Source organism: Paenibacillus cellulosilyticus, assembly GCF_003182255.1.
Classification (GTDB): domain Bacteria; phylum Bacillota; class Bacilli; order Paenibacillales; family Paenibacillaceae; genus Paenibacillus_T; species Paenibacillus_T cellulosilyticus.
Genome location: NZ_QGTQ01000003.1, coordinates 514,923 through 529,556 on the forward strand (window position 1 = coordinate 514,923; position 14,634 = coordinate 529,556).

Here is a 14,634-nt window from a genome sequence, read left to right on the forward strand (position 1 = left end):
AGGTGGATGCGTTGACTGAACATCAGCTAGGATTCGATACTCTGACCGAAATGTTTACGGCTAAAGATATCGAGACAGAAAGGGGGATTACTTTTGTCAGCGGCAAGTCCGAGGAGGTCTATTGTTCCTTTCATGAGATATACCGAAAAGCGCTCAGCATTCTCGGATATCTTCAGAGCGAAGGAATACGGAGCAAAGACAAGCTGGTCTTCCAGCTAGATGAAAATTATGAGTTTATTCATGTGTTCTGGGCATGCATGCTGGGAGGAATCATCGCTGTCCCTATCGTTTCCGAGGACAAGAATGAGTATAAGCGGAAGTTGTATAATGTGCTGACCCTTCTGGAGAACGCTTATGTCATCGGCCATGAGGACAGTCTTCCTAAGCTGCGTGAATACGCAGAACAGGAAGGTGCGGACTTTGAGCTCATCAATAAGCGCTTTGTTGATGTGAAAGAGGCGCTGCGTTATGTCCAGGAAGGTCAAATCTATCATTCACTGCCTGAGGATACGGCATTCATACAATTTTCATCCGGATCGACCGGCACCCCTAAAGGTGTAGTACTGACGCATTCGAATTTAATATTCAATTTTGATGCGTTCGGCAGGGGCATACAATTAACGCGGGATGATACGGTTGTCACCTGGATGCCTATGACCCATGATATGGGGCTGATTGGCTTTCACTTGACCATGACGGCGTACGACGTTGAGCAATGCTCCATTAATACGCAGCTCTTTGTCGTGAAGCCCTCTCTGTGGCTTGAAAAGATTACGAAGCATAAAGCAACGGTGCTAGGATCACCTAATTTTGGACTTAAGTACACGTTGTTGGCCTTAGAAAGGAACCGCAATAAAAGCGAATACGATTTGTCGGCTGTGCGGGTTATTATCAATGGCGCTGAGCCAATCTCTGTTAAAGTATGCGACGAATTTAATAGCAAATTGGCACCGTACGGATTACGAGAATCAGCCATGTTTCCGGCATATGGTCTGGCGGAAGCGACCCTTGCCGTCGCTTTCTCAGAGCTGAATGAACCTAAAATTATCAGGCACATCATCCACCGTCATTCATTAAAGATCGGGGAGCCGGTTCTTTACCTAGAAGATGCCGACCATCCGGCAGCCATTACGGTTGTTGATGAGGGATATGCGGTAAGACACTGTGAATTCCGTATTTGTGACTTGAATAATCAAGTGCTGGAGCAAGATTGCTTTGGAATGATTCAAGTCAGAGGCGCTTCTGTCTCGGGCCATTATTATTCCAATCAAGAGGCCACGGACGCAGCAAGAACTGAGGATGGTTGGTTTATTACAGGAGATCTGGGGTTTATGCGCAATGGAAGATTGGCATGTATCGGCCGTTCGCAGGAAATGGTTATCGTTAACGGACAAAATTATTACTCCAATGATCTTGAACGAATAGCAAGTGAAGTAGATAAGATCAGCTTGAACAGAGTGGCCATTTGTTCAACAATCGACCCGGATACACAGTTAGAGCAAATTCTGGCTTTTGTCGTACATAAAGGCAATCCTGCGAAATTCATACCCGTGATCCATTCGCTAAGAGAACATTTCACAAAAGCTGTCGGGATTCGATTGGATCATGTTATTCCCGTCACTCAAATTCCCAAAACCTCCAGCGGAAAGCTGATGCGCTTTTCGTTAAGGGATCAATTTAATAACGGTGATTTCACCGAAGTCATGGATGAGTGCAATCGCCTGATTGCGGAGGAGCGGCAATTCAAGAAGCGGGAGCAGGTTACGCATCCATCCGACACGGATGCTGCTGCAATGAAACCTCGTGCAGCATTGCGGGAGATAGAATTAGAGATTTTATCCATATGCAGCCTGGTCGCACCTGAATTAAACATTGGACTAGATGACAATTTCTTTCAGTATGGGATCAACTCCTTGTCACTGAGCTTAATTACTGCGCATCTAGATGACAAATATCCTGGCCGCATCACCAAAGAGGACTTCTTCAAATATTCCACCGTTCATAAATTAGCGAGTTATATGGCTGGAATTGAAGAACGACAAAGCCCAAAACCAAACGTTGCAGTAGCCAAAACGATCCCTAACAACGATAATCCGAGATTTGCAATCATCGGCATGTCCGCTATTGTGCCTGGGGCATCTAATATTCATGAATTTTGGGGAAACCTCTGCGGAGGCATCGAAAGTGTAGGTTCCCTTCCCAATTCCCGAGTGAAGGATATCGAAGACTATTACCGCAGCATGGGATATGAGAACGCCCCGAAGATGAAAACGGGCGGATATATCGATGACATTGACACGTTCGATTTTGAGTTCTTCAAGATACTCAAGAAAGAAGCTATTGCGATGTCCCCTACGCAAAGACTGTTTCTGGAGACGGCATACACGGCTATGGAAGATGCGGGATACGGCGGGGCGGCGCTTAAGTCAAGCAGAACCGGTGTCTATGTAGGCTATATCTCCGATTTGGACGGTTATCAATACCAGGATATGCTCAAGCACTCCTTGGATTCCCGTTCTGGAACAGGGGGGTTAAGCGCTAACATAAGCGGAAGATTATCCTATTTTATGGATTTCAAAGGTCCAAGCGTGCTCGTGGATAGTGCTTGTTCTGCTTCGATGTCAGCTCTGAGCATGGCATGCATGGGATTAATCAACGGAGATTGTGAGCAGGCGATTGTAGGTGGCGTACAGCTGAAATTGCTGCCGATCGATGATGGCTATCGGGTAGGAATAGAGTCGTCGGACGGACATACCCGCCCGTTTGCCGAGGAAGCGGACGGCACCGGTGAAGGTGAAGGCGTTGTGGCGATTCTGATCAAACCTTATGAGCAAGCGCTGGCGGATAAAGATCATATGTATGCCATTATTCGGACGCTCAGCACCAATCAGGATGGGCATTCAGTCGGACTGTCGGCGCCTAATCCGCAAGCTCAAACGGAGCTCGTCCTTAAAGCGCTGGAGAAAACGGGGCTTGGCGCAGAAGATATTTCGTACATTGAAGCCCACGGAACCGGAACAAGGCTAGGCGACCCGATTGAAATTCACGCGCTTACTGATGCATTCAAGATACATACCAATCGAACAGGTTTCTGTGCGATTGGATCGGTGAAATCCAATATCGGGCATCTGTACGCCAGCTCCGGATTAACGAGCATTATTAAGTGCTCCATGATGCTCAAACATAAAGCGATTCCTGCAACTATCAATATCGAGACCGTCAACAAACAAATTTCGTTCGAAGATTCTCCATACTACTTGAACCGGGAATATAAGCCATGGCTTACCGAAGCGCTGCCGCGCAGATGCGGAGTAAGCAATTTCGGCTTCTCGGGAACCAATTGCCATACGATTCTTGAGGAGTATGTAGAGGATGAGCAATCCGAGCTGCCGGGTGAATGGTTTCCTTTTGTTCTGTCCGCTTCTACGCGCTCAGGACTGTTGAACCTGGCAAATCAGTATTATCATTTTTTGCTGGCTAATGATGGGACAAGGTTGTCGGATATTTGCTTTACGGCATCGCTGGGCAGAGGGCACGGAAAGTACCGCCTTGCCATTGCTGCTAGAGATACGCGCGAGCTTATATATAAACTCGGGAAATTTGATGGTTCCTCCTCCTTCAGCGATCAGATTTGCGTCGGTGAAGTGAGGGTGGTCGAAGACGTGCGCAATGGCGTGCAATGGGGAGAACTGACCAAAAGTGAGCTGGGTCAATTGAATGCTGCTGCCAAACAGTACATTACAATCTATTTGGAACAGGGGGAAGCTTCAAGCAGGAAGACGCTTATCGAAAGGTTATGCGGGCTTTATGTGCGCGGCTCGGAGCCTTGCTGGGAAGATCTGTTTGCTGGGGTCAATTGTAGAAGAACAAGCTTGCCTACCTTTCTATTCAACAAAACGAGATGCTGGCCGGAGTTCCAAAATATTTTAGTGAAACAGGCGGGGTGCTGATATGGAGAACCAATTGGAGAATGTGGTTGACCGATTAACCACAATAGTTGCAAAGATAGCCAGAATGGACCCGGATCGTATTAACCGGTATGATAACCTGATTGAATTGGGTGCGGATTCCGTTATATTGACGGAAGTAAACAGTTATATTCGAAAGGAATTCCGAGTAGATATTCCGATTACGCAATTTTTTGAACAACTGACTACGATTGCCGATATTTCCGAGCACATTTTGCCGCAGCTTGATCCAGATTATTTTGAACCTCAAGAGCTTCCTCTGAAATTGGAACATCCGATTTCAACAGCAGCTGATGTACCGCACAATATTCACCCCGTTGGTGTGGTTCATGCAGCAAAAGCAGAAGCTGTTCAAACCGCTGTGGATATGAATGTTCATGTGCCTGCTCTAATGATGCAGATGCCGGATGCCACGTTGTCTAGTTTATTCGCCGGTCAGCTGGAGATTATGAACAATCAATTGAGACTGCTGTCAGGAAATCAGGTGGCCGCTACCACTATGGCGCCTACTCCTGCTGTTCAGGCCCAATCCGTACATCATACAGCCGCACGTCACAGCACGGATCCTTCTACTCCAGAACGCAATGTAACGCCGGATAAGAAACCGGCGGAAAAGAAAGACGGATACAAGCCGTACGTCGCACATAAGTCCCTTGATCTATCCGTAAGGGCTAATAGCGAGAAGCAGCAGGAGCATATTCAGGAATTAATGAAGCGTTATACGGCGAAGACGCAGTCATCCAAACAATTTGCCGCAAAGTATAGAATGCCGTATGCCGATTGCAGAAATATATTCGGCTTTCGGCGGGACATTAAAGAGATGGTATACCAGCTCGTGTTCAAGGACAGCCAAGGCTCCCGGATTACAGATATTGACGGCAACAGTTACATAGATTTAACGATGGATTTTGGCGCGACGCTTTTCGGACATAATGCGGATTTCATTAAAGAAGCCATCGCCAAAGAGTTCGACAAGGGGTTCCCGCTGAGTTTAATTACAGATTTATCCGGTGAAGTTGCGGAAATGATCTGTGAGTTTACAGGAGTGGAGAGAGTATCCTTCTTTAATTCGGGCACTGAAGCTGTAATGGTGGCCATGCGTCTTGCGCGAGCGGCAACGGGAAAAAACAAGGTGGTCATGTTCGCCGGTTCTTATCACGGTACCTTTGACGGTGTACTCGGCATGCACGCAATGAACAAAGAAGGGAAAGATGTCGTTAAGCCGATTGCTGTAGGCGTTCCGCAAAGCATGGTGGATGATATTTATATCCTCGACTATGATGATCCTGCTTCTATTACCTTTATTAAAGAACATGCGGATGAGCTTGCCGCTGTATTGGTCGAACCTGTACAAAGCAGACGTCCGGATTTACAACCACGGGCCTTTTTACATGAATTGCGGCAAGTGACGGCAGATGCCGGGATCACATTAATATTTGATGAGATGATTCTCGGATTCCGTCTAGGAGCAGGCGGGGCGCAAGAGCTCTTCGGGGTCCAGGCAGACCTGGTTACGTTCGGGAAGGTTGTTGGCGGCGGAATGCCCATCGGAATTGTTGCCGGCAAACAGTCGGTCATGAATTGCCTTGATGGAGGCGTGTGGAATTACGGCGATGATTCTTATCCGCCTGATGAGGAGAGAAGAACATTCGCCGGCGGCACATTTTGCCATCACCCGCTTGCTATGGCTGCAGCAAAAGCTGTTTTACTTAAAATCAAACAGGAAAAGGATACCATCTATCCTGCTCTTAACGCTAGAACAAAGCATCTGGCCGATACGTTGAATGCATTTTTCAAAGAGAATCAGGTGCCCGTCGAGATTTTATATTGCGGTTCGTTACTCCGGTTTGCGCTGAGAGGCAATATGGAGATGTTTTATTATCATCTGCTGGATAAAGGTGTTTACATTTGGGAAGGGCGCAATTGTTTCCTATCGGCCAGCCATACGGATGAAGATATCGAACAGGTGATCAAGGTTGTCAAAGAAACTTGCCTGCAGATGAAATCGGTTTTTTTTTTAACAGACAAGACGCTTAATAGCCATGACATAAAGACGAGTAATCCGCTCGCACTCAACACGGATCAGCAAAAAATGCTGGCGGCCGAATACATAAATCAAGGAAGCAAGTTTTTCCTGCCTGTCCTCATGCAGGTTGAAGGCGAACTTGATTACGGTTTATTAAATAAAGCGCTAGCCATGATAACGGCAAGGCATGAAGCCCTTCGTTACAGGGTGAATGAACAATTGACCGAGTTTCGGATTGAATCCGACCCTCTCCATCGGGTGAATGTAATCCGTACAACCCAAGATACCGAGGCAGATTCCATTCTTGAGTTGGTCAATCAAGCTTTTGATCTCATGCAAGGACCGTTATTTAAGATTTATATACTAGAGTCTGATCATGCAGGCAGCCGCAGCGTCAAAATGCTGATCAACGCCCATCATCTGATTGCGGACGGATGGTCGATGTCGCTGTTGATCGAGGAATTGGTTGAAGCGTATAACAGTTTGATGACAGGCGGCATGCCCAGATTCAGTGAGGTTATGAGCTTCAGAGAATATAGAGAGCTGAACGAGCAAACTTTACAGACGCTGGATAAAGAAAAAATGTCTGAATTCTGGCGTTCCTATTTGTATGGTTGCGCTCCAGCGCTTCAGCTGCCGCACAAGAAACTGATGGGTGTTGCGGATCAGGCGATAGGAGAACGGCTGACGTACAAAGCGGACGAAACTTTTATAACGAAAGCTAGAAAGCTTGCTGCAGCAGCAAAGTGCAGCACGTTCACCGTATTGTTGTCGGCCTATCAGATCATGCTTCATTTTCTTTCCGATCAGGATGAGTTTGCGGTAGGCGTACCGGTCTCCGGTCAGCAAACGGTGTCTCCTAAAGCTCTTATAGGCAGCTGTAATACGATTATGCCTCTTGTATCGCAAATCTCTGCGGAAACAAACATGAGTCGTTTGGTTAAACAAAATACGAAAGCATTTAGCGAATTTGAGAAGTTTCATTACTTCAACATGGATGCGCTCGAACTTGAGGCCGCTATTCAGCAGCCGCTATTGAATGTGATGTTTAATATGGACCGTGAGCCACAGAGCAAAGAATTTATCCATACAGCCATTGCGCTCATACCTTTAGATGTACAAGACGCCAAATATGATTTGTTCTTTAACCTCATGGAGTTTAAAGGCGAGCTCGTCTTTGATATTGATTTCAATAGCAGTCTCTTTACAAGAGAGACCGTTGCAAGGTGGCTCCAGTTATACCTGGATATCGTTGAACAATTAAGCAAGGATCCGAACCGCCCGCTGCATAGCCTGCATCTTTTCAGAGAGGAAGACGCCCGTGTTACTTTAAGCGCTGGGAATCATACGGACTTGGCGTCACTCGAAAAGAACTTGTCTATTCGTGCGGCAGACTTCGGTATTGTTGGGAGTGAATTCTCCTGCTCCATATGGAGCGGGGAAGGGAAGCCCGTCATCACAAGTCAATTCGGGGAATTATATTTGGGCAGAAATCAATATGAAAGCTTCAATACAGGCTGGGTTGCTAGAATAACGCTGGATGCCAAGCTTGAGCTTGCCGGTCCGCAAGACCGTTTCTTCGTCAGGGACGGTCAACGCTGCAGTTTGTGGTTGATTGAACAAATGCTAAGGGATTGCCCGTTACTCGCAGAAGCGCAGGTAACTTATGATGACATTCACCGACGGATAGAGGCGGACGTTGCGTTCGTGCAATCCGAACCCTCGCTTAACCATCTAATGGATTGGTGTCATTCGTCTCTGCCGAAGGAAATGATTCCGGATCAATTTTATACGGCCGATAAAGATGCAGGAAGAACGTTACTGGTATATGAACGTCAGCTCATGACGGCTGTGGAAGAGACACTTTTTGAGATGGTAAGCGGATTACTGGGCTCAAGTCAGTTCAGAAAAGAGGACAATCTGTTTGTCCTAGGCATGAATTCTCTTAAAGTACTAAATTTGGTTTCCCAAATTGAAGGACATTATGGCGGTATCCGCATCCCGCTTGCACGTCTCGTTATGTCATTGTCCGTCGAGGGAATCGCCGGAATCGTCGGAGAAATGAATCAGAGTGAACAAGTCTCACCTTCGAGAGCCATTTCTCCAATCGCTGACCAGCCTTATTATGAAACGTCATCCGCACAAAAAAGAATGTATATTGTGCATCAGCTTCAGCCAGAAAGTATAAATTATAATCTTCCTTTTATCGTAAAAGTGACCGGATCACTCGATATCGAGAAGTTTAATCGCGCTCTGAGCCTGATCGTGTCGCGGCATGAAAATTTGCGGGCTAATTTTGACCAGATCGAAGGCGAAATCGTACAGTTCATCAAGGCTGCGGGAGCTGTCCAGCTTGAAATGCTTGGTGAACGGGAGGCTGCTAATGACGAAGCTTGGCTGTCCGGCATTCAAAAAGAATTCATAAGGCCTTTCGATCTCCAAAAGGATAGCTTGATGCGGGCAGGCGCTGCCAAGCTCGGCGATAATGAATGGATTCTGCTGTTTGACTTTCATCACATCATCTTTGATGGGGCGAGCGGTTTAGTATTTGCGCAGGAACTGATGGCTGCATATAATGGCTTGGCTTTATTGCCGCTCAAATGCCAATATAAAGATTTTGTCTACTGGCACAATGAGCTGCTGCATTCCGAGGAAATAAAAACTCAGGAAGCTTATTGGCAGAATAGGTTCAATGACGAACTGCCGGTCAGCAGTATTCCGACTGATTTCCCGCGGCCGCTGTCCAGAAGCTACGCCGGAAATATTGTGACGCACCAACTTGACGGGAACATCAAGCAGATGATTACCGAATTTTGCAAAGAGCATGCTTGTACGCCTTATGCTTTCTTTATTTCTATCCTTAAGGTGCTAGTATCCAGGTATTCGATGCAGCCAGAAGTGATAGTAGGCACATTGGTTGAGGGCCGGAATCATACGGATCTGCAATCACTCATCGGAATGTTTGTTAATACGCTGCCAATCCGCAGTACGGTCGAACCAGAGCGGCCATTCAGCGAGTTCGTCCGTGCGGTTCAGCATCTTGCTATGAATGCTTTTTCCAACAGCGATCTCCCGTTTGAGAGAATCAGCCAGCTTGCCGGAGTGAAAAGCGAAGGCAGCCGGAATCCGGTATTTGATATCCTGTTCTCCTATCAGAATTTTGGTTCCATTACGATGGAAGCGGAGGATGTCAATTTCGAGTTCCAGGAGCTGCTGACGGATGATTGTAAATTCGATATCAATTTTGAAATCTTCGAACTAGAAGATGGATATTCAGTGGCGGTGGAGTATTCGACAGAGCTGTATATGCAAGACACGATTGCTTCGCTGATCCAGCACTTTGAGGTTATGCTGCATTCGGCTCTTGCAGATCCGAAATTGTCCTGCGGCGCAATCGAAATACTTACAACGGCCGAGAAAAACCGGCTCTTGTTAGATTTTAATCATACAGCGGTCGAGATACCGAAGGATAAGCTGATTATTGATTTATTTGAGGAACAAGTCGCTAAGTGTCCGGGGAAAAAGGCTGTCATCTGTGGAGATGAGATTACCACCTATATTGAGCTGGATGCAATAGCTAATAAAGCCGCCCATCAGTTACTCTGCAGAGGAATCAGTCAAGGGGATATCGTTGCCGTATCGTTGGAGCGAAGTACGAATCTGATCGCAGCTATTCTTGGCATCCTGAAATGCGGTGCAGCTTTCCTTCCGCTTGCAGATGATTATCCGGAAGACCGCAAACAATTCGTAGCAGCAGACAGTGAGGCTAAACTAATAATTACGGAGCGTGTTTCAGAAAGTTTTACGGTGAACGGCTGCCAACAGATTACAGTGGACGAGCTGCTGGAAGGAGAGAATACAACAAGACCGATATTGCACAAAGATTCTTTCAAGCAGTTATGCTACTGCATCTATACATCAGGTTCTACAGGCACCCCAAAAGGAGTGAAAATAACGAATGGCAACCTGCTGAATTACTTGGTCTATTGCCGCAAGGAATTTGTGAACGGCGATCCGGTAATGCCTTTATTCAGCAATATTGCGTTTGATTTGACGATGACCTCGCTGTTTCTTCCTTTGTGCAGCGGTGGCCAGATCCATGTATACAGCAAGGGGATGGAGACGGATCTGCACGACATTGTCAGCAATCCTGATTTGAATGTCATTAAGTTAACTCCGTCTCATCTCAAGCTGATCACCAGTGCATTTCACGATCTTTCCGTAATGACGAATGTGCAATCACTGATTGTGGGCGGAGAAGAGCTGGAATCCAGAACGGCTGAAGAAACGCTGCGCAAATTGGGAAGACATATTGCCATCCATAACGAATATGGACCTACGGAGACAACCATCGGATGTTGTGATTATGTTTACCAAACCGACATGGACCAAGCACGCAGAACCGTTCTCATTGGTAAGCCGATTGATAACACACAAACCTATGTTTTACAAGGGAATCAGCTGTGCGGGGTCGGTATGATCGGCGAGCTGTGTATCGGCGGTTTAGGCGTAGGCAAGGGATACTTGAATCGGCCGGAGCTGACTCAGGCCAAATTCATCGACAGCCCGTTTAAAGAGGGGGAAGTGCTCTATCGAACAGGCGATCTGGCCAAATGGCAGCCCGATGGGAATCTGGAGTATTTAGGAAGAATAGATGAACAGATCAAGATCCGGGGACACCGGATTGAACCAGGTGATATTGAAGAAGCGATCAGACAGCACATTGGGGTAAAGGATGCGGCAGTCATTGTCCGCGAGGATCAGACGGGTGACAAGCTTCTGTGTGCTTACGTGGTAAAAGAGGATACAGATACACAAGTGACCATCGGACAGCTTAAGCACGACATCAGGAAGTACTTGCCGGCGTATATGGTGCCTGCTGTATTCACGTTCATTGAGCAGCTTCCTGTAACAAGCAACGGCAAGCTGGATCGACGAGCGCTGCCAGCGCCAACGCTGCTGGACAGAGACGATTGCATCCTTCCGAGAAATGAGCAGGAAGAGTGCCTGGTACACATTTTTAAAGAAGTGCTGGCCCTTGAACAAATCAGCATCGACGATAACTTTTTTGAAATGGGAGGACATTCGTTACGGGCGGTCCGATTGATCAATCTGATCGAGGAGAAAACCGGCACCCGGCTGTCACTGAAGACCATATTTGACCGGCCTACCGTTATCGGCTTAAGTGAAGTCTTGAACAACGGCGTCGAGAACAGGTATGAGAAAATTCCACAGGCGGAGAAAAAACGCTCGTACCCGATGTCATCCCAGCAGAAGCGTTTATACATCATCCAGGAATTCGACGAGACACAGACCGCTTACAATGTTCCTGGAGCGATAGAAATTAAGGGCAAATTGGAGCCTGAACGGATCAAAGCTATTTTTGAACAGCTGTCGCAAAGACATGAAAGCCTTAGAACCAGCTTCCATATGATAGCGGGGGAACTGGAGCAGCATATACATGATGCAATAGAACTCGACTTTTGTGTGACCGAAACGGATCAGTTGGAAAAGCTGGATGCCTCGGATGTGCTGAAAGAATTTATCCGGCCATTTGATCTTGGAAAGGCGCCGCTGTTCCGTATCCAATTGCTTCAGGATGGCGCAGACCGCAGCCTCTTCTTGTTTGATATGCACCATCTGATTTCGGACGGGATGACGATCAATATCATTATGAAGGAATTTTCCCGAATTTATAATGGGGAGCAGCTTCAACCGCTGGAGATCCAGTATAAGGATTACAGCGAGTGGATGAGACAGAAGGATATACAAGCACAGGAAACCTATTGGCTGCAGCAATTTAGTGATCAGATTCCGGTATTGGATTTGCCTTTGGATTATCCGCGTCCGCAGATTCAGCAGTTTAGCGGCTCGAACATCGACAGTAAGCTGGACAATGAAATCTTTGCGGGCTTGCAGAAGCTATGCAAACATACGGCTGTAACAGAATATATGGTCTTGTTATCTGCTTTCATGGTGTTATTCAGCAAATACAGCCGTCAGGAGGACATTATTATCGGCACTCCTGTCTCGGGCAGGGTCCATCAGGATACGGAACATGTTTTGGGGATGTTTGTGAATACGCTGGCAATGAGAGGCAGACCGGCAGGGGACAAAGCTTTTGTTGAATTGTTAGACGAAGTCAAAGACATGTGCATCAAGGGATTTGAGAATCAAGAGTACCCGTTCGAGAATCTTGTTGAGAAACTTGATGTAAAGCGTGATATGTCAAGGAATCCGATTTTTGATGTGCTGTTTGTGTTCCAGAATACCGAAGAAGAACAGTTTACTGCGGAAGGGCTGGAATTCGGAGAGATTATAACGGAGTCCGGCATTGCAAAATTTGATCTTACCATCACGGTCAATACGACACCAGAAGGCTATGCGGTGAATTGGGAGTACGGCAATCATTTATTTAATGAAGCAACCATTCAGCGGATGGCTGTACATTACGAACACATTCTCCAGGCGGTTATGCTCCAGCCTACTACGAAAATACGAGATATTGAGATGATCTCATGGCCGGAGAAACAGCAGATTCTATCGGATTTTAATAATACCTTTACACCATATGATCTGGAACGGAACGTCTTCCGATTATTTGAACAATGGGCAGAGGAGACGCCAGAGAAAACGGCTGTCAAGTATGGCGACCGGGAAGTATCGTACCGTGAATTGAATCAGAAAGCAAACCAGCTGGCTCAATATCTGCTTAGCTTAAACCTGAAGGATGAGAATATCGCAGGTATCATGCTGGAAAGAACGCCAGAAATGATTCAGAGCATGCTGGGCATATGGAAAGCCGGCGGAGCCTATTTGCCGCTGGATGTAAGCCATCCGCTCCAAAGAAGACTCGATATTCTGAATGAAGCGAATGTCCAATATGTCGTGACACTTTCTTCCTACGCTACCCCAGAGCTGCTGCATCAATATGAGGGAAATGTGATCTGTCTGGACCTCATCGAAGATCAGCTGCAGGCGCTGGAGCATGACAATATCGAGAAGGCTATTGAACCGTTCAGCCTGGCCTATATTTTGTTCACCTCGGGTTCCACCGGCAAGCCGAAGGGAGTCATGATTGAACATGCCGGCATGCTCAACCACATTTTGGCTGAGAGAGATATGCTAGGTTTGGACGAGCATCTAGTGTTTGCTCAAAATGCGAACCACTGTTTCGATATTTCGGTGTGGCAAATGGTAGGGGCGCTTGCTTTAGGCGGAACGACTGTCATTTATTCGAATGAAATGGTATTAGAGCCACGGGCGTTTGTTGAGAGTGTTGTGAAGGATCACGTTACACTTCTTGAAGTTGTACCATCGTATCTGTCCGTTATGATGGATTGCTTGGAAGAGGATAAATTGAGCCTGCCGAATTTGAAGCATTTGATGATTACAGGCGAGGCTGTGAAACCACATCTGCTGACCAGATGGTCTACACTCGGCTTTGAAGTGCCTATTGTTAATGCTTACGGGCCGGCGGAAGCCTCGGATGACATCAGTCAGTATGTAATTAGCGGCATTGTGCCGGATCACATGACCAGCGTTCCGATCGGTCAGCCTCTCCATAATATACGTATCTACATCCTTGATCCTTACGGGAATTTGTGCCCTGTGGGAGTTACAGGGGAGCTGTGTGTTGCAGGGGTGGCTGTAGGAAGAGGATATGTCAATGACAAGCTGAGAACGGATCAAGTCTTTACGGCTGACCCATTCCAGCAGTGGCTGGCACCGCAATGGGCTCCATTCCAACGGATGTACCGAACGGGAGATCTGGCCCGGTGGCTGCCGGACGGCACCATTGATTATTGGGGCAGAATGGACGAGCAGGTCAAAGTCAGAGGTTATCGGATTGAACTGGGAGAGATTGAAGCCGTCCTCAGAAGACAACCGGAGATTAAAGACGTTGCGGTAATTACAAGACAGGAGTCGTCCGGCGAGCAGTATATTTGTGCATATTTGGTTCCTAAGGAGCTTGGCAGGGGGCTGAATGTGGAGCAGATCAAGTCCGAAATCCGCAAATATTTGCCGGAATACATGATTCCGTCCTATCTGATGGCACTGGACGAGCTGCCGGTTACCAGCAATGGCAAGCTTGACCGCAAAGCGCTCCCTGAACCGTCGGATTGGGGTCACCGGGTTATTATCGCTCCAAGAAACCCTTTGGAGGACATGCTGACCGGCGTGTTCAAGGAAGTGCTGGGGCTGGAAGAAGTGAGCATCGACGACAGCTTCTTCGAGCTTGGAGGGCATTCTCTGAAGGCCGCCAAGGTCGTGAACTTGATTGAATCGATCACCGGTATCCGCCTGCCGCTCCGGACGCTGTTCGAAAGACCTACGGTTGCCGCCATCGGCGAGCTGCTGTCTGAGCAGGGACCTCGGAGCTTCGAGCCCATTCCAGCGGCAGCGATCAAGCGGGATTATCCGATGTCTTCCGCTCAAAAGAGACTGTATGTCATCCATCAAATGGATGACCTGGGCACCGTGTACAATATGCCCGGTGTGCTGAAGCTGGAAGGAAAGCTGGATCCTGCGCGGATTCAGGCCGCCTTCCAAGAGCTGGTCCGTCGGCATGAGAGTCTCCGGACCAGCTTCCATATGATCGAAGGCGAGCTATTGCAGCGGATTGAAGAGCACGCGGAG

2 protein-coding genes are annotated in these 14,634 nt (G+C 47.4%); both read left to right on the forward strand.

Going from position 1 to position 14,634, the window contains the following annotated elements; translation table 11 throughout:
- Positions 1-11 precede the first annotated feature (11 nt).
- Positions 12-3,950 (forward strand): beta-ketoacyl synthase N-terminal-like domain-containing protein, encoded by a 3,939-nt coding sequence (locus tag DFQ01_RS07515; RefSeq protein WP_174812708.1) that lies wholly within the window; start codon positions 12-14, stop codon positions 3,948-3,950.
- A 1-nt stretch (position 3,951) separates the two neighbouring features.
- Positions 3,952-14,634 (forward strand): non-ribosomal peptide synthetase (locus tag DFQ01_RS07520; RefSeq protein WP_110043251.1); only part of this gene is annotated, 10,683 nt, incomplete at its 3' end.